Source organism: Pseudomonadota bacterium, assembly GCA_030859565.1.
Taxonomy (GTDB): Bacteria; Pseudomonadota; Gammaproteobacteria; order JACCXJ01; family JACCXJ01; genus USCg-Taylor.
In genome coordinates this window covers 1-20,503 of the sequence record JALZJW010000068.1, presented here as the reverse complement: position 1 = coordinate 20,503, position 20,503 = coordinate 1, and the positions used below count along the sequence as shown (strand labels likewise).

22 protein-coding genes are annotated in these 20,503 nt (G+C 61.1%); 17 read left to right on the top strand and 5 right to left on the bottom strand.

Going from position 1 to position 20,503, the window contains the following annotated elements; translation table 11 throughout:
* Window positions 1–78 precede the first annotated feature (78 nt).
* Complete coding sequence (locus M3436_11490) at window positions 79–909, bottom strand: Na+/H+ antiporter NhaA (protein MDQ3564728.1); 831 nt, start codon at window positions 907–909, stop codon at window positions 79–81.
* 268 nt (window positions 910–1,177) lie between these two features.
* Window positions 1,178–1,612 (bottom strand): heme-binding protein, encoded by a 435-nt coding sequence (locus tag M3436_11485; protein ID MDQ3564727.1) that lies wholly within the window; start codon window positions 1,610–1,612, stop codon window positions 1,178–1,180.
* A gap of 509 nt (window positions 1,613–2,121) precedes the next feature.
* On the opposite strand from M3436_11485, the gene M3436_11480 reads away from it, so the two are divergent.
* The 11 genes from M3436_11480 to M3436_11430 all read left to right on the top strand — a co-directional run bounded on the left by M3436_11480 (window position 2,122) and on the right by M3436_11430 (window position 11,240).
* On the top strand, window positions 2,122–2,637 hold the full coding sequence (locus tag M3436_11480; GenBank protein ID MDQ3564726.1) for a DUF1269 domain-containing protein: 516 nt from the start codon (window positions 2,122–2,124) through the stop codon (window positions 2,635–2,637).
* Window positions 2,638–2,744: 107 nt separating this feature from the next.
* Window positions 2,745–4,022 (top strand): PQQ-dependent sugar dehydrogenase, encoded by a 1,278-nt coding sequence (locus M3436_11475; GenBank protein MDQ3564725.1) that lies wholly within the window; start codon window positions 2,745–2,747, stop codon window positions 4,020–4,022.
* A 44-nt stretch (window positions 4,023–4,066) separates the two neighbouring features.
* Entirely contained in the window at window positions 4,067–4,228 is a 162-nt protein-coding gene (locus tag M3436_11470; protein ID MDQ3564724.1) for a hypothetical protein, read from the top strand.
* A 60-nt stretch (window positions 4,229–4,288) separates the two neighbouring features.
* Window positions 4,289–6,634 (top strand): heavy metal translocating P-type ATPase, encoded by a 2,346-nt coding sequence (locus M3436_11465; GenBank protein MDQ3564723.1) that lies wholly within the window; start codon window positions 4,289–4,291, stop codon window positions 6,632–6,634.
* Window positions 6,635–6,734: 100 nt separating this feature from the next.
* Window positions 6,735–7,253 (top strand): peptide-methionine (R)-S-oxide reductase MsrB, encoded by a 519-nt coding sequence (gene msrB, locus M3436_11460; protein ID MDQ3564722.1) that lies wholly within the window; start codon window positions 6,735–6,737, stop codon window positions 7,251–7,253.
* Window position 7,254: 1 nt separating this feature from the next.
* A complete protein-coding gene (gene msrA, locus M3436_11455) occupies window positions 7,255–7,869 on the top strand; it encodes a peptide-methionine (S)-S-oxide reductase MsrA (protein ID MDQ3564721.1) in 615 nt (204 codons plus the stop codon).
* Window positions 7,870–7,926: 57 nt separating this feature from the next.
* A complete protein-coding gene (gene dusB / locus M3436_11450) occupies window positions 7,927–8,949 on the top strand; it encodes a tRNA dihydrouridine synthase DusB (GenBank protein ID MDQ3564720.1) in 1,023 nt (340 codons plus the stop codon).
* A gap of 63 nt (window positions 8,950–9,012) precedes the next feature.
* The gene (locus tag M3436_11445; protein MDQ3564719.1) at window positions 9,013–9,201 is read left to right on the top strand and encodes a CPXCG motif-containing cysteine-rich protein; all 189 of its coding nucleotides are present in this window, start codon (window positions 9,013–9,015) and stop codon (window positions 9,199–9,201) included.
* Window positions 9,202–9,299: 98 nt separating this feature from the next.
* Window positions 9,300–9,980 carry an alpha/beta hydrolase gene (locus tag M3436_11440; GenBank protein MDQ3564718.1) on the top strand — a complete coding sequence of 227 codons (681 nt, stop codon included), beginning with the start codon at window positions 9,300–9,302 and terminating at the stop codon, window positions 9,978–9,980.
* A 131-nt stretch (window positions 9,981–10,111) separates the two neighbouring features.
* A complete protein-coding gene (locus M3436_11435) occupies window positions 10,112–10,801 on the top strand; it encodes an SOS response-associated peptidase (protein MDQ3564717.1) in 690 nt (229 codons plus the stop codon).
* 94 nt (window positions 10,802–10,895) lie between these two features.
* Entirely contained in the window at window positions 10,896–11,240 is a 345-nt protein-coding gene (locus M3436_11430) for a DUF3301 domain-containing protein (GenBank protein MDQ3564716.1), read from the top strand.
* Between the two features lie 219 nt (window positions 11,241–11,459).
* Here the strand turns inward: M3436_11430 and M3436_11425 are convergent, their stop codons facing one another.
* The 3 genes from M3436_11425 to trxA form a co-directional block, all read right to left on the bottom strand.
* Complete coding sequence (locus M3436_11425) at window positions 11,460–12,902, bottom strand: aldehyde dehydrogenase family protein (GenBank protein ID MDQ3564715.1); 1,443 nt, start codon at window positions 12,900–12,902, stop codon at window positions 11,460–11,462.
* 38 nt (window positions 12,903–12,940) lie between these two features.
* A complete protein-coding gene (gene rho, locus M3436_11420) occupies window positions 12,941–14,197 on the bottom strand; it encodes a transcription termination factor Rho (protein ID MDQ3564714.1) in 1,257 nt (418 codons plus the stop codon).
* Between the two features lie 334 nt (window positions 14,198–14,531).
* A complete protein-coding gene (gene trxA / locus M3436_11415; protein ID MDQ3564713.1) occupies window positions 14,532–14,858 on the bottom strand; it encodes a thioredoxin TrxA in 327 nt (108 codons plus the stop codon).
* Between the two features lie 97 nt (window positions 14,859–14,955).
* Between trxA and M3436_11410 the strand changes: the two genes are divergently transcribed.
* The 6 genes from M3436_11410 to M3436_11385 all read left to right on the top strand — a co-directional run.
* On the top strand, window positions 14,956–16,212 hold the full coding sequence (locus tag M3436_11410) for a DEAD/DEAH box helicase (GenBank protein MDQ3564712.1): 1,257 nt from the start codon (window positions 14,956–14,958) through the stop codon (window positions 16,210–16,212).
* Window positions 16,213–16,310: 98 nt separating this feature from the next.
* Window positions 16,311–16,409 carry a lipoprotein gene (locus M3436_11405; protein MDQ3564711.1) on the top strand — a complete coding sequence of 33 codons (99 nt, stop codon included), beginning with the start codon at window positions 16,311–16,313 and terminating at the stop codon, window positions 16,407–16,409.
* Complete coding sequence (lysA, locus tag M3436_11400; protein ID MDQ3564710.1) at window positions 16,396–17,646, top strand: diaminopimelate decarboxylase; 1,251 nt, start codon at window positions 16,396–16,398, stop codon at window positions 17,644–17,646. The genes M3436_11405 and lysA overlap by 14 nt, the downstream gene beginning before the upstream one ends.
* The gene (locus M3436_11395) at window positions 17,646–18,308 is read left to right on the top strand and encodes a class I SAM-dependent methyltransferase (GenBank protein ID MDQ3564709.1); all 663 of its coding nucleotides are present in this window, start codon (window positions 17,646–17,648) and stop codon (window positions 18,306–18,308) included. Before lysA ends, M3436_11395 begins: the two co-directional genes overlap by 1 nt.
* Before the next feature lie 298 nt (window positions 18,309–18,606).
* Entirely contained in the window at window positions 18,607–20,016 is a 1,410-nt protein-coding gene (gene glnA / locus M3436_11390; protein ID MDQ3564708.1) for a glutamate--ammonia ligase, read from the top strand.
* 95 nt (window positions 20,017–20,111) lie between these two features.
* A partial coding sequence (locus M3436_11385; protein MDQ3564707.1) for a DUF4124 domain-containing protein occupies window positions 20,112–20,503 on the top strand: 392 nt, incomplete at its 3' end.

Genomic DNA, 20,503 nt, shown 5'->3' with positions numbered 1-20,503 from the left:
TCTAATTGTCCGTCGTTCATGATGGTCTTCATCCTCCCATCATGAACAGTCGCCGCCTTACTTCAGACTCATCTTGTATTAGAAATAAGCCCTCCCTTCAGACTCATCTTGCATTGGAATAGACTTGATCTCGAGGCCAATGACGAGGAAGAATATGGTGAGGAGGCCATCGTTGATCCAGTCGTGCAGCGGCATGCGAAACGCGACCTCGCCCGCCAGCAGGCCGAACGGCATGCGCCAGATGGCCTCGAACCCCGGTCCCAGCGGCGAATTGGTGAGGACGACGGCGAGCAGCGTCGCGAGCAGGAGCAGCAGCCCGGTGGACGGCGCCCACCGCGCGAAATCCAGGGCGGCGGTCTGCAGGCGGTGGCCGAGCGAGCCGAGGATCGCCTCGCTCAGCGCGTTCTCGTCCCAGGGTCCCTCGTAGCGCCGGCCGTTGATGAAGAAAGTCGGCGACACGAGCGCGCCACTGCGCCGCGCGCTCGCGATGTCGTCCTCGACTTTCGCCTGCGCCCGGCGCCAGGCCTCAGCGCCCTGCCCCTCACGCGGAGGCAAGCCGAGTCGCGCTGCCGTGACGCCGAAATGTTCCGGCGCGAGCGCTGGACCGAGCTTAATCAGCGCGTCGTGGGCCTCCCAGTACTGGCCGGCGGTCTCGTGCGCGTACTCGGCGAAATCGGCGCCTTCGCGCGCGGTGTCGTCGCCCGTGATGGGGCGGTGGCGGAAGGCATAGCGCATCCGGTCGCCGAAACGATCGCGCAGGTTGGCGACGACTTCATGCGCGCCACGGCAATAAGGGCAGTCGTAACTGCCATATTCGACGAGCGTGATATCCGCCCCGGTGTCCCCCAGGCAGTGATCGCGGCCGCCGTCGACGGGAAGATCCAGCCATTTCCGGTTCGCATCAATCATGGGAATTTCTCGACACAAGCGGCCTGCGGATCAAAGCCAGATGAGCTTCGAACTCAGGCGGCATTGGCCGGCTGCGCGCGCCGCGCGACGATGCGCTCGACCCCCAGCCCGTCCATCGCGGCGACTTCGAGTTTCCAGCCGCCCATTCGACTACGTCGCCGCGCTGGGCATCGTCGACCATGCCACGCTCGAGACATCGGATATCGGATGGTCGTGCCCATGCACTAACACCGCATCTGCAACGCCTCAAGCTATATCGTCATCTATCTCAGGTTCGCCACGGATGCTTCGGCAGGTCCCATTCGCCAAGAACTTGAACCCCGGCCTTGGCTACGGTCTGATCATTATCCACTGAACTTCCGCTAACGCCGATCCCTCCCACCATTACTCCGTCTTTGTCCACGATGGGGATCCCACCGGGGAAGGTGATCAAACCCTCGTTAGAGTGCTCGATCCCAAAGAGCGAACCGCCGGGCTGAGAGAGTTCACCGATCTGACCCGTAGGCATCGCGAAAAACAACGCCGTCTTTGCCTTTTTGATAGCCACGTCGATACTGCCAACCCAAGCATCGTCCATTCGCATGAAGGCTTTCAGATTGCCACCTGAATCGACAACGGCGATACACATCTTCGTGTCGATTTCCTCAGCCTTCTTGCAGGCACCCTCAATTGCTCTACGTGCTTCGTCAAAACTCACATGCATGGTCTTCTCCTGCGTAAGGCGAACACAGGGCAAGACGTAACCCACTCGCTTTGAGCAGATTGCTTGTCGAGGCACTGCGTACCGCAATAAGGATTCCGCCAATACTACCACGAACTGCCGTCGGATGACCCGACACTTCGATTGTCTACCGCTAAGTTAGATCACTGTTATTCGAGCCCGAAAAAAACGAGGCACCGGATACCGCCCAGATCTCACCCCTGAGCCCCGCAACTCCACCGCGGTCTGCCGAATAACTGTTCCCGACCCGACGCGGGCCCGCCCAATCACTCCCTCCCCCCACTGAGAACACACCACGCTTGCGACACCGCGTTGAGTATCCTATCCTTATTGCCGCGACTTAGCGCAGAGCTGCCTGCAGCGCTCGTTGTGGAACGGATCCTGACCGACAGGAAAAGGGGATGTGCTATCCTTGCTTCGGCCGCGCTACAACCTGTTTCTTTTTAACCGATGGCATTAATTCTGATCGACCTCTAGACAAGGAGAAAATCATGAGTGATTTAGTCGTCATTGGATTTAACGATGAGCATACGGCATTTGAGATGCGTGGCGCGTTGGCGAAAATGCAGAAGGAATATCTCATCGAAATGGAAGACATCGTTGTTGTAACGCGAGACGACGACAGCAAGGTAACATTGCACCAAGCGGCTAATCTCACCGCTGCCGGTGCGGTGGGAGGCACCTTCTGGGGAATGTTGATCGGGATGTTTTTCCTAAGCCCGCTGCTGGGCGCAGCGGTTGGGGCTGGAAGCGGCGCTCTCGCTGGGTTTCTCTCCGACATAGGCGTTTCCGATAATTTCATGAAAGATCTCGGATCAACACTGAGACCCGGAACATCCGCGCTATTTGTGCTGTTTCGCAAGATTACGGCCGACAAGGTGCTCGAAGGGCTGAAACAGTTCAAAGGAAGAGTGCTCCAGACATCCCTGACGAAAGACCAAGAGGAGGAGCTGCGCAAGGCTCTATCGTCGGCAGGGTTGCCTGCACCGCAGGCCCGTGGACCATAGCCTCTCCATCACGACACCATCTACGCGCTCTCGATGTGCGGTGATGTTGTGACGATAGAATACGTATTCCCATCCTTCTTTATCTACTGTTAATTCTGAGAGGGCCCATGCGTACTCCCCGCGTAGAATTCATCTCGATGATCGTTCTGGCTGCCGCGGTCGCGGCCTGCAGCGAGCGCTCCGGCGTGGCCGCGGACAATGCCGGGTCTCAGACGTCTAGCGACAGCGTTCCCGGCCGCGCGGCCGCCTGCATGCCGCTCGAAACACGCGAGCCGAACGCGCCGGACCAGCGCCCGGCGTTCCCCGGCCAGACACGAGCGTGCGCGATCCAATCGAACGTTGCCTTCGATGTCAGCGTGCTCGCGGAGGGACTCGAGAACCCGTGGGCCGTGGAGCCGCTCCCCGGCGGCGACCTGCTGGTCACGGAGAAGCCCGGCCGCCTGCGCATAGTCTCGGCAACGGGTGAACTGGGGCAGCCGATTGCTGGCGTGCCCGCCGTCGATGCACGCGGCCAGGGCGGCCTGCTCGACGTCGCGCTGAGCACGGCATTCGATTCCGATCGGACGATCTATTGGAGCTACACCGAGCTTCGACAGGGAGGCAACGGCACCACCATCGCGCGCGGGTTGCTGTCGGCCGACCAGCGGCGCCTCGAGCAGGTGCGCGTGATCTTTCGCGCGATGCCGACCTACGACGGCGACAAACATTTCGGCTCGCGGCTAGCCTTCGGTCCGGACGCGATGCTGTACGTGACGCTCGGCGAGCGCTCGGACGCACCGATGCGGCCGCAGGCGCAGCAGCTCGACAGCCACATGGGCAAGATCCTGCGCATCAGGCCGGACGGCTCGGCGCCGACCGACAACCCCTTCGTCGGAAAGCCTAAAGCGCTGCCTGAGATATGGACGATTGGCCACCGAAACGTGCAGGCCGCCGCGTTCGATCCACAGGGACGCTTCTGGGTGGTGGAGCATGGTGCGAGGGGCGGGGACGAGCTGAACCTGATCGTCAAAGGCAAGGACTACGGCTGGCCGCTCGTGGCGTACGGCGAGGAGTACTTTGGATTGCCGATCCGCGGGGCGGTGACCGATCGCCCCGGCTTCGAGCAGCCCGTCTACTACTGGGATCCGGTGATCGCACCGTCCGGCGCACAGCTCTACACGGGCGACGCCTTCCCGGCGTGGCGCGGCAGTCTCTTCGTCGGCAGCCTCAAAGACAAGAGGCTCGTGCGGCTGACCCTCGAGAACGATCGCGTGACCGGCGAGGAGCACCTCCTCGCCGACCGCGGTCAGCGCGTGCGCGACGTGCGGCAAGGCCCGGACGGCGCGCTGTACGTGCTCACGGACGAGGCGAACGGCGAGCTCTGGAAAATCGCACCGCGTCGCTGAAGAAATCCGGGTACAGACAATTCCTAACCAGGGAGGCTCGACTCATGCAACGACTCCTATCCAACTCCTGGTGGATGCTCGCGCTGCGCAGCGTAACGGCCGACGAGCATCTGCAGACGACAGCGCCCGGCGGTTTGCGCGACGCGATCCTCACGCACCCGATGGCCGAGGGCCTCAACGTCCTCTTCGCGAACTTTCCGGCATAGGAGATCGAGGTCGAGACCATGGCAAGAATCATCGGCCGTAAAGTTCGTGGGCGCGACGTAATGGAGCAACGCGGACACGATCATCACGGTGGGCACGGCGACCATCATGCGCTCTCACGATCCGAGTCCTCGTTGAAGGATCCCGTGTGCGGCATGAGCGTCACGGCCGAGTCGCCGCATCGGCACGAGCATGCGGGCCGGACCTATTTCTTCTGCAGCGAGAAGTGCAGGGCGAAATTCGCCGCCAGCCCGCTCAAGTACCTGGCCCCCGAGCCTGCCGCGGCACCCGCGCCCGCCTCGGCAGCCACCGTCTACACGTGCCCGATGCATCCGGAAGTCCGGCAGGACCACCCGGGAGCGTGCCCGAAGTGCGGGATGGCGCTCGAGCCCGAGCTGCCGAGCGTCGAGAACGAAGAGAATCCCGAGCTCGCCGACTTCCGGCGGCGCTTCTGGTGGACCCTGCCGCTCACGGTCATCGTCACCGTGCTGGCGATGTTCGGCCATCAGCTCGAGTGGTTCGACATGGCGTCGCAGAGCTGGATCGAGCTCGTCCTGTCGGCGCCGGTCGTCCTCTGGGCAGGTTGGCCTTTCTTCGTGCGCGCCGTGCAGTCGATCGGAACCCGCAGTCCAAACATGTGGACGCTGATCGGGCTCGGGACTGCGTCGGCGTTCGCATACAGTGTCGTCGCGACGGTCGCGCCCGGCGTGTTCCCGGATTCGTTCGTGTCGATGGGACGGGTGGCGGTGTACTTTGAGGCCGCGGTCGTCATCATCTCGCTCACGTTGCTGGGCCAGCTCCTCGAGCTCAAGGCGCGCTCGCGGACCTCTGCCGCCATCAAGTCGCTGCTCGGACTTTCGCCGAAGACCGCGCGCCGGATCAACGCCGACGGCAACGAGGAGGACGTGGCCCTCACTCACGTGCACGTTGGCGATGCCCTACGAGTCCGACCTGGCGAGAAGGTGCCCGTGGACGGCGTGGTGATCGAGGGCCAGAGCGCAGTAGACGAATCCATGCTGACCGGCGAACCGCTGCCGGTCACCAAGGGCCCGGGCGACAAACTGATCGGCGCCACGCTCAACACCAGCGGGGCGCTCGTCATGCGCTCCGAAAGGGTCGGCGCGCAGACGATGCTCGCGCAGATCGTGCAGATGGTCGCGCAGGCGCAGCGATCCAGGGCGCCGATGCAGCGCATGGCGGACAGAGTCGCCGGCTGGTTCGTCCTGGTGGTGGTCGCCATCGCCCTTGCGACCTTCCTCGTCTGGGGCTTCCTGGGTCCCGAGCCAAGCTGGGTCTACGGCCTGGTCAACGCGGTGGCGGTCCTCATCATCGCGTGTCCCTGCGCGCTGGGGCTGGCCACGCCCATGTCGATCATGGTGGCCACCGGCAAGGCGGCGACCGAGGGCGTACTGTTCCGCGACGCCGCCGCCATCGAGCGCCTTCGCACGGTCGATACCTTGATCGTGGACAAGACCGGTACGCTCACCGAAGGCAAGCCCGCCTTCGACCGCGCCGTGCCCATCGATGGGGTGCAAGCAGACGAGATCCTGCGGCTGGCGGCGAGCCTGGACCAGGGCAGCGAGCATCCGCTGGCGGACGCCATCGTGCGCGCCGCCCGCGAGCGCGGTCTCGCGCTCGACAGGCCCGAGACGTTCGAGTCGGGCTCGGGCATCGGAGTGCGCGGACGGGTGGCGGGCCGCGAGCTCGCGCTCGGCAACACGACGCTCATGAACCAGCTCGGCGTCGCAGTGGACAGCCTGACCTCCCAGGCAGAAGCTCTGCGTGCCGAGGGCGCCAGCGTGATGCACCTGGGGGTCGATGGCCGCTTGATGGGCCTTCTGGCCGTGTCGGACCCGATCAAGTCCAGCACTTCCGAAGCTCTGGCCATGCTGAAGGGCGCCGGCCTCCGCGTGGTGATGGCCACGGGTGACGGGCTGACCACCGCCCGCGCGGTCGCCGGCCGCCTGGGCATCGACGAGGTGCATGGCGAGGTGAAGCCGGCGGACAAGCTCGTGCTCGTCGAGCGCCTGCAGAAGGAAGGCAGAGTCGTCGCCATGGCTGGCGACGGGATTAACGACGCGCCGGCCCTGGCCAAGGCCGACGTGGGCATCGCCATGGGCACGGGCACGGACGTGGCCATGAGCAGCGCAGAGGTCACGCTCGTGAAGGGCGACCTGCGCGGCATCGCGCACGCGCGCGCGCTATCCGAAGCCACCGTCGCCAACATGAAGCAAAACCTCGGCTTCGCCTTCGTCTACAACGCGCTCGGCGTGCCGCTGGCCGCCGGGCTCCTCTATCCGCTCACCGGATGGCTGCTCTCTCCCATGATCGCCGCGTTGGCCATGAGCCTGAGCTCGGCGTGCGTCATCACCAACGCTCTGCGTCTGCGCGGGGTACGGACACGCTGACGAAGCAACAGAGTGCCCCTCTCCCGGGGGCTCGTCTCTGTGGGGGAACTAAAGGCCCTGCGCGTGCGTCCATACGGCAGTTTCGACGTAACCTCAGCTCATGAACAGACGAAATTTTCTGCGCACCCTCGCCGGTATCGGCGCCACGTTGGGATTGGGCATCGCTTCCGTGCATGCCGCTGCCGCCGAGTCCAAAGCTAAAGTCAGCAAGCTGATGAAATCCAAAGACGAGTGGAAGAAACTCCTCAGCCGCGAGCAGTACCAGGTGCTGTTCGAGGAAGACACAGAGCGTCCCGGCAGCAGCCCGCTCAACGGCGAGAAGCGTCCGGGCCTGTTCCTCTGCGCCGCCTGTTACCTGCCGCTGTTCGACGCCAGGCACAAGTTCGAGAGCGGCACCGGCTGGCCCAGCTTCTTCGACATGTTGCCGGGCCGTGTCGCCACGCGGATTGATTACAAGCTGATCTGGCCGCGCACCGAGTACCACTGCACTCGCTGCGAGGGCCACCAGGGTCATGTGTTCGACGACGGCCCCGCGCCTACCGGTCTGCGCTACTGCAACAACGGCGTCGCGCTGCGCTTCGTGCCGGCAGGCGAGCCGCTGCCTGAGCTGAGGACCTGACATGAACCCGCCAGTCAAGCGTACCGCCGCTGCCGTCGTGCTGGCGCTGTACGCCGGCTTCTCCGGCGCCGGTTCGGCGGCCACCGCCAAGGCTACGTTTGCCGGCGGTTGCTTCTGGTGCACCGAATCTGACTTCGAGAAAGTGCCCGGCGTGATCTCGGCCGTCTCCGGCTACATCGGCGGCAGCAAACCCGATCCCAGTTACGAGGAAGTCTCTGCCGGCGCCACCGGTCATGCTGAAGCCGTGGAGATCGTGTTCGATCCGGCCAGAGTCAGCTACCAGAGGCTGCTTTACGTGTACTGGCGCAGTGTCGATCCCACGGTCAAGGACCGCCAGTTCTGCGACGGCGGTCCGCAATACCGCACCGCAATTTTTACGCATGACGAAACACAGAAGAAACTGGCCGATGAGAGCAAGGCAGAGCTGGAAAGGGTCGGCAAACTAAAGAGCCCGATCCAGACCCAGATCGTCGCCGCCGAAATCTTTTACCCGGCCGAGGACTATCACCAGGACTACTACAAGAAGAATCCCCTGCGCTATCGCTACTACCGCCACACTTGCGGGCGAGAGACGCGGCTGCAAGAGATTTGGGGCAACGAGGCCGGCGCGCATTGATGGTGAGCAAGAGCAGTTTCTGCGTACGTTTTTTGCCGGGAGAGTTTTTTTGACCCCATGCAGATCGGTTCCATCCGTCTTAAGAACAATCTGATCGTTGCGCCCATGGCGGGCGTGACCGATCGGCCTTTCCGTCAGCTCTGCAAACGGATGGGTGCCGGTATGGCGGTCTCGGAGATGGTCGCGTCCAACTCTCTGTTATGGGGATCGGAGAAAACCATCCGCCGCGGTAACCATGAAGGCGAGGTCGAGCCCAAGGTGATCCAGATCGCCGGCGCCGATCCGGGCATGCTTGCCGAAGCCGCGCGGTACAACGTCGACAGCGGCGCCCAGATCATCGATATCAACATGGGCTGCCCGGCCAAGAAAATCTGCAATGTCTACGCCGGCTCCGCGCTGCTGCAGAACGAAGCGCTGGTGGCGCGCATTCTCGAGGCCGTCGTCAAAGCGGTGAGCGTTCCCGTCACCTTGAAGATCCGTACCGGCTGGAACAAGGACAATAAGAATGCGCTCACTGTCGCCAGGATCGCCGAGCACTCGGGCATTCGGTCACTCGCGATCCATGGCCGCACGCGCACCTGCATGTACATGGGCGACGCCGAGTACGACACCATCAGGGCGGTTAAACAATCGGTGAAAATTCCCGTGATCGCCAACGGCGACATCGCTACGCCGCAGAAAACGAAACACGTTCTCGAATACACCGGCGCCGATGCGGTGATGATCGGCCGCGCGGCGCAGGGCCGTCCATGGATTTTCCGCGAGATCGAGCACTACCTTAAGACCGGCATGGAGCTGCCGCCGCCGCAGGTTGAGGAAATCCATCGCATACTGCTCGGTCACCTGGATGACCTGTATTCGTTCTACGGAACCTTCACCGGCGTGCGCGTGGCGCGTAAGCACATCTCCTGGTACACCAAGGGCTTGGTCGGCTCCGCCGCCTTCCGCGCTCACATGAATACGCTGGAAACGGTCGCAGCACAGCTTGAAACCGTGCATCGCTTTTTCGACGAATTAAGCGCACGGTGCAGACAATTACAGTACTCGGAAGGCGATTTGGCGCGCTCGGCGCTTCTATAAGCATTCTGCATCAACGGTACACCCCGGGAGAGGGTCTCCTTGCAGGACATGATAGCGTGTAGAATGAGGATCGTGACATACAGTTGTGCGTTCTGCGGCGAGAACAACGACGTTTTGCTGGACCCGAGCGGGGGACGCCGCCAGACCTTCACCGAGGACTGCGCGGTCTGCTGCCGGCCTAATCTAATTACGCTCACCTTCGGGGATGACGGCAGCGTGCGCCTCGATGCGGCTCAAGAGTATGAAGCGTGAGCACCGAGGCACGCCAGCTCGCCTCGAATAAGATGCCGTTCTTCATGGGAAAGCGCAGGTCGGATCACGACTCACGAACGACGACCCGCGCCTTGCTTATGTCAGGACTACTGGACGCCATCGAGATAGAGACCGGCCAGAACCCCTCGGCCAGCGTCATCTGGATGCACGGCTTGGGCGCCGACGGCGGCGATTTTGTGCCTATCGTGGACGAGCTCGGGCTCGACGCGGCGCCGGCGCTCCGTTTCGTGTTCCCTCACGCGCCGATGCGGCCGGTGACTATTAACGGGGGCGCCGTCATGCGCGCCTGGTACGACGTCTCCTTCGGCGATCTCGAAGGCACGTCGCGCCGCACCGACGAGCGGGGCGTCCGCGAATCGCAAGCGCAGATCAACGCCCTGATCGATCGCGAAGGAAAGCGCGGGGTCGCCGCGTCGCGGATCGTGCTCGCCGGATTCTCGCAGGGCGGCGCGATCGCGCTGCAGACCGGGCTGCGCCACCCCGATACGCTCGCGGGCGTGGTGGCGCTGTCGGCCTACCTGCCGCTCGCGGAGTCGCTGCCGCAGGAAGCGCCGGCGGCCAACAAAGGAACGCCCATCTTCATGGCCCACGGCCTCTACGACCCGGTCGTGCCGCTGACGATGGGCGCGGGTTCGAAGACCTTTCTGGTCGGGCTCGGCTATTCCGTCGAGTGGCACCAGTATCCGATGCCGCACTCGGTCTGCCCGCAGGAAATCGGCGATATCGGCGCCTGGCTGCGGAAAATACTAAATGCGTGACGTGCTCAAGTGCGACTCACGCCTTCTAGCTACGCACGCATCCTCATGTCACGAATTATCGCGTCACGCCGCCAGGCTCACGCTATGTCGTGTCGTTCGCAACCGGAATGCCTCAGCGGGTAAGCGGGTCTATGTGTGGTCGCTTCGTGCGTTATTCTTCGCCCGAGATCTTTGCGGAGCTGTTCGGGGCGCGCGGGATGCTGAACCTTGCGCGAAGCTACAACGTTGCTCCCTCCCAACCGGTGCTCGTCGCGCGCAATGGCGAGGGGGGAGGCCGGGAGCTCGCGCTACACCATTGGGGCCTGATTCCATCCTGGTCTAAGGAGCCAAAAACGCCTTACAGCACGATCAATGCGCGCGCCGAGACGGTGGATACTAAGCCGGCCTTCCGGCATGCCATTCGGCACCGGCGCTGCCTCATCGGGAGCGATGGTTACTACGAATGGAAAAAGCTCGAGCGCACCCCCTACTTCATACGGCTCAAAGATGCCGCGCCGTTCGCGTTTGCGGGTCTTTGGGAGCCCTGGGAACGCGGGGACGAGCGTATCGATTCGTGCAGCATCATCGTCACCGATGCGGCCGAGGCCCTTCGGGATATTCACGACCGGATGCCGGTCATCCTCTCACCTGAGCACTACGATACCTGGATGGATCCCGAGTTGGCCGATCCCGTTCAGCTCAAACCGCTGCTCGCGCCTTATCCGAGCGAGCGCATGGAAGCCTATCCCGTGAGCACGCGGGTGAACAGTCCAAAGAATAACCACGCCGATCTCATCGTACGCATGTCGTTGCCGCCAACGGGTGATATCATCACCCCGTGACAACGCGATAACCGCGTGCGTGCGAGGGTTGCGTCGATACTGTCTTACCCGCGCAAAGCGACCTCGGAACGCGCACCTACGTTTAGGAACTCTTGTGGCGGATACGATCGCTCTCCTAGTGCTGGCCGTTGGGATATGGTTCTGGAACGATTCAGCGCGGACACGGGAGCAAACCCTGAAATATTGTCGCGATGCCTGCCGCGAATTGGATATTCAGCTACTCGAAGAGACCGTGGCGCTCGCTCATACCAGACTCAAGCGTGACGCGCGAGGCCATTTTTTGGTGCACCGCTGGTACCGCTTTGAGTTCAGCACCGACGGCACGGACCGCCATCGGGGTGTGGCCTCCGTCGCCGGGCAGATCGTTGAGTTCGTTCGCTTCGAACACCCGCAAGGCCCGCTCATAATCCCGTCTAGCAGGCCGCATGAGGTCGCCTAAGAAAAGGGGCTCGTCGGCAGAATCTATGGGTATTCCGTTAACTCCCGGAGGGAGAGGGAGTTAACCGTAGCGCCCTTGCCTCGAGATCTCGAACCCGAAAACTCGTGGCCAGGTCTAAATAAACAGACACAGATTATCATGCGATCATTGCCAGACCGCTTCTCCACTGACCTACAAATTCTGCGGAAGAGCCAGAAAAGGCTACCATTTCGCTCGTCCCTACTGGTCTTTCGGCGGAGTGCGCACAACCAAGAGACGAATTTCGGTCATGTCTTCCATGGCGAAACGCACGCCCTCCCTACCTAGTCCGCTGTCTTTCACGCCGCCATAGGGCATGTGATCCACGCGCCACGAGGGAACGTCACCGATGACCACGCTACCCACATCGAGCCGCTCCCAGGCGCGGTGGGCTTTGTAGAGATCGCGCGTGAAGAGTCCGGCCTGCAGCCCAAATTCACTATCGTTGATTTCGTCCAGGGCCGCCTCGAACGATCGAAAAGGAGCCAGCACCGCCACCGGCCCGAACGCCTCCTGCGTGCACACGTCCTCGGTCTTGGGCACGTTTTCCAACAGGGTGGGCTCCAGCATCGCCCCCCGCCGCTGGCCTCCGCACAAAAGACGTGCGCCCGCTTTCACTGCATCTTGAATCCAGCCGTCCAGACGCGTGGCTTCCGCATCGGAAATCAACGGGCCGATGAACGTCGATTCATCCTTGGGATCACCGCATTTCAATTTTTGGGTGGTGGCCACGAGCTTGGATCGAAAAGCCTCGTATATTCTTTCGTGGATCAGGATTCGTTGTACGCTGATGCAACTCTGACCGGATTGGTAGAACGCTCCGAAAATAATGCGCTCGACGGCGTCCTCGGGATCGGCGTCCTCGTCGACGAGGCAAGCGGCGTTGCCTCCCAACTCGAGGGTGACCTTTTTCTTGCCCGCCTTCGCCTTGAGGCCCCATCCGACGGCCGCAGAGCCCGTGAAGCTCAGAAACTTGAGCCTCGGATCCTCGGTGAACAGGCCGGCTCCGTCCCGGTGGCAGGGCAAGATCGAAAAAGCGCCTTCGGGCAAGTCGGTCTCGGCGAGCACCTCTCCGATGATGAGAGCGCCCAAGGGGGTTCGGCTCGCCGGCTTGAGAACGAAAGGGCAACCCGCGGCAATGGCAGGCGCTACTTTATGGGCGGCTAGATTGAGCGGAAAGTTGAAGGGGGATATGAACGAGCAAGGCCCGATGGGCACCCGCTTCCACATCCCCACATATCCTTTGGCGCGCGGAGTAATGTCCAAGGGAAGCACCTCCCCCGTCATTCGAGTGGCTTCCTCGGCGGCAATCCGAAACGTATCGATGAGGCGCATGACTTCGCCCCGGCTATCCTTAATGGGCTTTCCGGCCTCGACACAAAGGAGCAGCGCAAGCTCCTCGGCTCGCTTTTCGAAGCGCTTTACGCAGTGGTGGAGCACTTTGGCCCGCGCATAAGCGGGCAGGCGGGCCATGGGCCCGGTGGCCTCGACCGTTTTCTGAATGGCGCGGTCGATGGTTTTCGCGTCGGCCAGAGCCACGCGGGCCGCTACCTCGCCGCTGTATTTGTCGGTGACCTCGAGATCCCCGTTGGGCTGTTCGGGCCGGTTCGCCACATAACACGGGTATACGTCCCGCATCGTCATCGCGGGGCGGGAGAGGGAGTTAACGGAATACCCACGCCTCACCGCCTCATCGAATCAAAGAACTCGGGATTGGTCTTCGTAGCCTTGAGCCGCTCCAAGAGAAACTCCATAGCCGCTACCTCGTCCATAGGGTTGAGGAGCTTGCGCAGGATCCACATCTTTTGCAGCTCATCACTGTCGGTCAGCAATTCTTCTCGGCGCGTCCCCGAGCGGTTGATATTGATCGCCGGGAAGATGCGTTTCTCGTAGATCCTGCGGTCGAGATGGATCTCCATATTCCCGGTGCCTTTGAATTCCTCGTAGATCACATCGTCCATACGCGAGCCGGTGTCGATCAGGGCAGTAGCGATAATCGTCAAGCTCCCGCCTTCCTCGATCTTTCTGGCGGCCCCGAAGAAGCGCTTGGGTTTTTGCAAGGCGTTGGCGTCCACGCCGCCGGTCAACACCTTGCCCGAGGCCGGCACGACGGTATTGTACGCGCGCGCCAAGCGCGTGATCGAGTCGAGCAAAATAACCACATCGATTTTGTGCTCGACTAAACGCTTGGCTTTCTCGATGACCATTTCCGCCACTTGCACGTGGCGGGTAGCGGGTTCATCGAAGGTGCTCGAGATGACTTCACCCTTCACGGAACGCTCCATCTCCGTGACTTCCTCCGGACGCTCGTCGATCAGCAGCACCATGAGGTAGCAGTCCGGATGGTTGAGCTCAAGCGAGTGCGCGATGCTTTGCAGCATCACAGTCTTGCCCGCTTTAGGCGGCGATACGATGAGACCTCGCTGGCCCCGTCCGATCGGCGCCACGAGATCGATGACACGCGGCGTCAGGTCCTCGGTGGTGCCGTTGCCGATCTCGAGCTTCAGCCGTTCGTGCGCGAACAGCGGGGTGAGGTTTTCGAACAGGACCTTATTCTTGGCCGCCTCCGGGGGTTCGAAGTTAATCTCGTTGACCTTGAGGAGCGCGAAGTAGCGTTCGCCGTCCTTCGGCGGCCGGATTTTCCCCGAGATCGTGTCGCCGGTGCGCAGGTTGAATCGCCGGATCTGACTCGGCGAGACGTAAATATCGTCGGGACCCGCGAGGTAGGAGCTATCGCCGGAGCGCAGAAACCCGAACCCGTCCTGAAGGATCTCCAACACACCGTTACCGGAGATATCCTCGCCTTTCTTGGCATGCGCCTTGAGGATCCCGAAGATGACGTCTTGCTTGCGCGAGCGCGCCACGCCTTCGAGACCCATGCCTTCGCCGATCTCGATGAGTTCCGATACGGGTTTTAGCTTAAGCTCTGTTAGATTCATAATCCCTGATGTGAGGGAGAAGCAATGAACGTAAATCGCCCCCCGGTGGTGTTGCAACGAAAAGCTAACGTTAGGAAGGAGCGCTTAAGAGGTGCGCCTAGCTGCGAATAATAACGTAGCACGCGGATAATATGCCGTCTAGCCCTGCATAGGCATTCCTCAAGAAACCGGATGTGTAAGACAGGCGCTAAGGAAGCTCTGCAAAAGTTACTGCGCAGCCCATCTGCTTTGTCGCGTGCTCGCGCGTCGCTCGCCTATCTACCTGATATGTCTCGCGACTCGCTCCGCGGCTTCGCGCATCTGGGCTTGCTCGCGACACTTTTACAGAGCTTCCTTAAATGTAACTGCTGATAAAGGCCGCCAATTGAGATTTCGATAACGCGCCGACCTTCGTGGCCTCGACGTTCCCCTCCTTGAACATCATCAAGGTGGGAATTCCGCGAATGCCATACTTGGGCGGCGTCAGCGGATTTTCGTCGATATTGAGCTTGGCCACCTTGATTTTGGATTTATACTCTTCGGAGATCTCATCGAGGATCGGGGCGATCATCCGGCAGGGCGCGCACCATTGTGCCCAATAATCCACCAAAACCGGCACATCGGACCTTAACACTTCTTCGTCGAAACTCGTATCGGTTACATGGACGACATTAGCGCTCATGGGTTCTCTTTTATATTGCGCCATCAGGCGATGGGCTACAATGACATTTTTAGGCTAATTACGCGCTGATTGCAAGTCCAGGAATATTACTAACACGATGGAGAAAACGCATCTCACGCATCTCACGTTCGCCGAACTTGGGCTTTCCCAGAGCCTGCTCGACGGGTTAAACGACGCCGGGTTCGCATGTTGTACGCCGATCCAAGCGCAAACTCTGCCACTGGCGCTCGACGGACAGGATGTGGCGGGGCAGGCGCAAACAGGCACCGGCAAGACCATTGCTTTCTTGCTCGCGGCGATGCACAGGCTTTTGTGCGTCGCTCCCGCGCCGAATCGCAAGCCGAATCAGCCGCGCGCGGTGGTGGTGGCGCCTACGCGCGAGTTGGTCCTGCAAATTCACCACGATGCCTTGCTCATCAGCCGCTTTACCGCGCTCCGCATTGCTTTGGTCTACGGCGGGGTGGATTACGAAAAGCAGCGAGCGGCGCTCGGGGAAAAGCCGGATCTGCTCATCGCCACGCCCGGCCGCCTGATCGATTACCACAAACAACGGGCGGTCGATTTTCGCGCCGTCGAGGTCACGGTGCTCGATGAGGCCGATGCGATGTTTGATTTCGGCTTTATCCGCGATATTAGATTTTTGTTGCGGCGCATGCCGCCGCCGCCCGAGCGACTCACACTGCTGTTCTCGGCCACCTTGTCGTGGCGGGTCCACGAGCTGGCCTACGAGCACATGAACAACCCTCATATCGTGGTCATCGACCCGGACAAGGTCACGGTCGACCAGGTAACGCAGCGGCTCTACCATATCGAGAGCAAGGACAAGCTGGCGTTGCTGTTGGGTTTATTGCAGCAGATCAAATCGCCGCGCGTCCTGGTCTTCGTCAACACCAAGCGCGGTGCCGAGACGGTATCGATTACTCTCAATGCCAACGGGCTTGCGGGAAAGGCTCTATCGGGTGACGTACCGCAGAAACAGCGCCAAGCGTTGCTTGGCCGCTTCGCGCGCGGCGAGCTGTCGACATTGATCGCCACGGATGTGGCCGCGCGTGGATTACACATTCCCGAGGTCAGTCATGTCATTAATTTCGATCTGCCGCAAAATGCCGAGGATTATGTCCACCGGATCGGGCGTACGGCACGGGGAGGCGTCAGCGGAGATGCGATCAGCTTCGCTTGTGAAGAGTATGTCTATTCCTTACCCGAGATCGAAGCCTTCATCGGCCATAAAATCCCGGTGGCGCGCGTCGACGCTCAGATCTTGGCGCCTTCCATGACCAAAATGCCGCGAAGCCGGCGCCCGCGGGCGCGCCGCCCCTCTGGGGTCCGGCGAACGGCTCCAGCCAACCGGTGAGACTCACGCCCGGCGGAGCGAACCACTCCGTGCGTCCATCGAAATTGCTTCGATAGCTCCGCATGAAATCCTTCAGCCGCACCGCCGGATTTATTCTCATGTTATTGCTTGTCTTAACCAATTCAGGTTGCGGCCAAAAGGGTCCCCTGTATTTGCCCGATAAACCGGAAAAGATCGAACAGCATGGACGCATTTAGCTACCGCGGTGATGAGCTTTATGCGGAGGACGTGCCTTTGGCGGAGATTGCCGCGCGCTTTTGCACTCCATGCTACGTCTACTCGCGCGCGGCGATCGAAACCGCCTGGCGCGCGTTCGAGCACTCCCTGCATCCCCATCCGCACCTTATCTGCTATGCGGTCAAAGCCAATTCCAATCTTGCGATCTTGAATCTCCTGGCACGCCTGGGCTCGGGATTCGACATCGTTTCCGGCGGCGAGTTGGAACGGGTGTTATGCGCGCGCGGCGATCCCGCCCGCATCGTGTTTGCCGGGGTGGGTAAACGCGCGGATGAAATGCGCCGGGCGCTCGATGTGGGGATCCATTGTTTTAACGTCGAATCGGTCGCGGAGCTCGAACGCTTGAACCAGGTGGCCGCGTCCATGAACCGCCGCGCTCCGATCGCAATTCGCGTCAATCCCGATATAGCCGCCGATACGCACCCTTACATTTCAACCGGACAGAGTGCTCACAAATTCGGCGTTGCCGCTGATGAGGCCGTCGCGGCCTATCGGCGGGCGGCTGCGCTAGAGCACCTGGAAATACGCGGGATCGCTTATCATATCGGATCGCAGATCACCTCCATGGAACCGCTGCTGCAGGCCTTGGAGCGTCTGTTGATCCTCGCCGATGCGCTCGCAAGTGAGGGTATCGCGCTGCAGCATCTGGACCTCGGCGGCGGGTTGGGCGTGCGCTACCGCGCTGAATCTCCGCCGGACCCCGCGGACTATGGGCAGGCGATCGCCGCACGGCTCCGCGACCGCGAATACGCCGTGATCATCGAGCCGGGCCGGGCGGTAGCCGGCCCCGCGGGGGTGTTGCTCACGCGCGTGGAATACCTCAAACGCGTCGGCGATAAGCACTTTGCCGTGGTGGATGCGGCCATGAACGATCTCATTCGGCCGGCCCTATACGACGCTTGGCAAGAGATCAGTCCGGTAGAAAAGCGCGCGGGGGCCGAAGCAATCTACGACATCGTCGGACCCGTTTGCGAGACCGGCGATTTCCTCGGGCGTGACCGTTCGCTCGCCATCGCGCCCGGCGATCTGCTCGCCGTCCGCACCGCCGGGGCCTACGGTTTCAGCATGAGCTCGACCTACAACTCGCGCCCCCGCGCCGCCGAAATCCTGGTGGACGGAGCTCATCCGCACCTCGCGCGTAAGCGTGAGATCATCGCTGATTTGATGGCGGGTGAGATCATCGCGCCGCTTTCCTGATGGACCGGATCCCGGAACCCGAGCTTATGGATGACGAGGGGCAGGCGCGCGCCTATGCGCAGGCCGATTTCTCCGAGCCGCACTCGCGCTTCGTGGCGTATTTCAAACTCGCGTTTCCGCATAGCCCGACGGACGGCACGGCGGTCGATTTAGGATGCGGCCCGGCGGATGTCACCGCTCGCTTTGCGTGCGCCTTTCCGCAATTGACGATCGACGGCGTCGATGGCGCCGAGGTGATGCTCAAGTATGGGCAGGCGCGCTTGCGGCAAGACGGCTTGACCGGTCGCGTCTGTCTGGTGCATCAGCGGCTGCCGGGCCGGGCAGGCCTGCGCGCCGCCTATGACATCGTTATTTCAAATAGCTTGTCGCACCACTTAAGCGACCCGCTGATTCTATGGAATACGGCCAATGTTTTAACCCGTAGCGGCGGGCGCGTGTTTGTGATGGACCTCTGCCGGCCCGAGAACCGCGCACGGGCCGAGGGTCTCGTCGATCAATACGCGGCGGGGGAACCGCCGGTCCTGCAACGCGATTTTCTCAATTCCCTCTTGGCCGCCTACGAACCGGAAGAAGTACGCGCGCATATCGACCGTGCCGGCCTGCGTGGCTTCACCGTTAAACCCGTTTCCGATAGACACTGGATCGCCTATGGCTGGCGCTGAGGGCTATCGAGTCATTTGCCCCCTCGCGGAGCATGATGTTTTTAGAACGCACTATTCTGGTGCATTCTGAGATCGGTATTGGTTGAGCCTGCCGCACGAACCGAGAGAGTCGGTAAGGAACGAATACCATGTCATAATGCGCGCCGCGGTGGTCTTCGGTCGGTGGTCGAGCGCGTGCGAAAATCATGGACGCGCGAGTTAAGTTACTGCATGGCGCGCAAACTGCTGCCCTCTAAAATTCAGTGGTGCTAATGACAGCAGCCCAATGAGAGATTCTCTCTTGGCTGGAGGAGAGCCCATGTTCGCAGATAAGGTCTTAACACTCATAAAAGAACAAGAAGTCAAATTCGTCGACCTGCGTTTTACCGATACCCGCGGTAAGGAACAGCATGTGTCCATACCCGCGAAGCTTATCGATGCTGGTTTCTTCCAGGACGGTAAGATGTTTGACGGATCATCGATCGCCGGTTGGAAGGGTATTAACGAATCCGACATGACGTTGATGCCCGAGGCAGAGACGGCGGTCATCGATCCGTTCTTCGATGAAACCACGCTCATCATCCGTTGCGATGTCATCGAGCCCTTGACCGGACAGGGTTACGCGCGCTGCCCGCGCTCTCTGGCCAAACGCGCCGAAGTCTATATGAAGTCAATCGGGATCGCGGATGCCGCCTATTTTGGACCCGAACCGGAGTTCTTCGTGTTCGATGATGTGCGCTGGGGGGCGGATATTTCCGGCGCCTTCTATAAGATCGATTCGGAAGAGTCTTCTTGGAACTCGGAGAAAGTCTTCTCCGAGGGCAACATCGGTCATCGCCCAGGCGTCAAGGGCGGTTACTTCCCGGTGCCGCCTGTCGATTCTTTACAGGATATACGCTCATCGATGTGCCTCATGCTGGAAAAGATGGGAGTAACGCCCGAGGTGCATCACCATGAGGTAGCGACTGCCGGTCAGTGCGAGATCGGCACGCGCTTCAATACGCTGGTGCGGCGCGCCGACGAGTTGCAGATCTTGAAATACGTGGTCCACAACGTCGCGCACGGGTATGGAAAAACCGCGACGTTTATGCCGAAGCCCTTAGTCGGCGACAACGGTAACGGCATGCATGTGCACCAATCCCTGGCGAAAGGCGGCAAGAATCTCTTTGCGGGCGACGGATATGCCGGGCTCTCGGAGATAGCGCTTTTCTATATCGGCGGAATCATCAAACACGCCCATGCGCTGAACGCGATCACCAATGCTTCGACCAACAGCTACAAACGGCTCGTTCCGGGCTTCGAGGCGCCGGTCATGCTCGCCTATTCGGCCCGAAACCGGTCGGCTTCGATACGCATCCCTTACGACGTCAGCCCCAAAGGCCGGCGTCTCGAGATACGCTTTCCGGATTCCACCGCCAACCCCTATCTGGCGTTTACGGGGATGCTCATGGCCGGCTTGGACGGCATCGCCAACAAGATCCACCCCGGAGAACCGATGGACAAGGACCTCTACGATCTGCCGCCCGAGGAAGAGGCCGAGATCCCGAAGGTTTGCCACGCGTTCGACCAGGCACTGGCGGCGCTCGACAACGATCGCGGGTTTCTAAAGGCCGGCGGTGTGTTCACCGACGATGTGATCGATGCGTACATTAAACTCAAAATGGACGAGGTGACGCGCCTGCGCATGACCACCCATCCCGTCGAGTTCGATATGTACTATAGCGTCTAAGGGAGAGGCTGCTACGATGCGCAAGAAGGGCCTTTATCGGGCCCTTTGCATTTAATCGACTTGCGGCTTGGCAACAAGTTGGCTACGCTGTCAGCATGCGCCTGCTCATCCTCTGCTGCCTGCTCGTCATCACCAGCATGGCCCACGCGCCGGTCTATAAATGGACCGATGCGGAAGGCAACCTACAATTTTCCGATAAACCGCAGCCGGGCGCGGAAGAGGTCAAAGGGATCAAGCTGCAGACCTATGAAGCCCCTCCGATGAAGGAGTCCGAATCGCCCGAGGAAGCGCCGCAAGAGAAGTTCGCCGGTTACAAGAAAGTAGAAATACTCGCGCCGGCCAATGACGAGACGATTTGGGACAATATTGGCACTGTCCGTGTCGAAGTGGGACTGGCGCCCGAACTGGAGGTCGCTCTCGGGCATAAAGTCGTGCTGTCGGTTGATGGAAATCCGTCTAAGGGGGCTGCGGCGACTGACTTCACGCT

Coding starts and splice junctions, on each gene's coding strand:
- rho (MDQ3564714.1), bottom strand. CDS start 14,197: ATGAATCTAACAGAGCTTAAGCTAAAACCCGTATCGGAACTCATCGAG.
- M3436_11440 (MDQ3564718.1), top strand. CDS start 9,300: ATGTCAGGACTACTGGACGCCATCGAGATAGAGACCGGCCAGAACCCC.
- M3436_11425 (MDQ3564715.1), bottom strand. CDS start 12,902: ATGACGATGCGGGACGTATACCCGTGTTATGTGGCGAACCGGCCCGAA.
- M3436_11395 (MDQ3564709.1), top strand. CDS start 17,646: ATGGACCGGATCCCGGAACCCGAGCTTATGGATGACGAGGGGCAGGCG.
- dusB (MDQ3564720.1), top strand. CDS start 7,927: ATGCAGATCGGTTCCATCCGTCTTAAGAACAATCTGATCGTTGCGCCC.
- M3436_11480 (MDQ3564726.1), top strand. CDS start 2,122: ATGAGTGATTTAGTCGTCATTGGATTTAACGATGAGCATACGGCATTT.
- lysA (MDQ3564710.1), top strand. CDS start 16,396: ATGGACGCATTTAGCTACCGCGGTGATGAGCTTTATGCGGAGGACGTG.
- M3436_11485 (MDQ3564727.1), bottom strand. CDS start 1,612: ATGCATGTGAGTTTTGACGAAGCACGTAGAGCAATTGAGGGTGCCTGC.
- M3436_11445 (MDQ3564719.1), top strand. CDS start 9,013: ATGAGGATCGTGACATACAGTTGTGCGTTCTGCGGCGAGAACAACGAC.
- M3436_11405 (MDQ3564711.1), top strand. CDS start 16,311: ATGTTATTGCTTGTCTTAACCAATTCAGGTTGCGGCCAAAAGGGTCCC.
- msrB (MDQ3564722.1), top strand. CDS start 6,735: ATGAACAGACGAAATTTTCTGCGCACCCTCGCCGGTATCGGCGCCACG.
- M3436_11475 (MDQ3564725.1), top strand. CDS start 2,745: ATGCGTACTCCCCGCGTAGAATTCATCTCGATGATCGTTCTGGCTGCC.
- M3436_11470 (MDQ3564724.1), top strand. CDS start 4,067: ATGCAACGACTCCTATCCAACTCCTGGTGGATGCTCGCGCTGCGCAGC.
- M3436_11465 (MDQ3564723.1), top strand. CDS start 4,289: ATGGAGCAACGCGGACACGATCATCACGGTGGGCACGGCGACCATCAT.
- msrA (MDQ3564721.1), top strand. CDS start 7,255: ATGAACCCGCCAGTCAAGCGTACCGCCGCTGCCGTCGTGCTGGCGCTG.
- glnA (MDQ3564708.1), top strand. CDS start 18,607: ATGTTCGCAGATAAGGTCTTAACACTCATAAAAGAACAAGAAGTCAAA.
- M3436_11490 (MDQ3564728.1), bottom strand. CDS start 909: ATGATTGATGCGAACCGGAAATGGCTGGATCTTCCCGTCGACGGCGGC.
- M3436_11435 (MDQ3564717.1), top strand. CDS start 10,112: ATGTGTGGTCGCTTCGTGCGTTATTCTTCGCCCGAGATCTTTGCGGAG.
- trxA (MDQ3564713.1), bottom strand. CDS start 14,858: ATGAGCGCTAATGTCGTCCATGTAACCGATACGAGTTTCGACGAAGAA.
- M3436_11410 (MDQ3564712.1), top strand. CDS start 14,956: ATGGAGAAAACGCATCTCACGCATCTCACGTTCGCCGAACTTGGGCTT.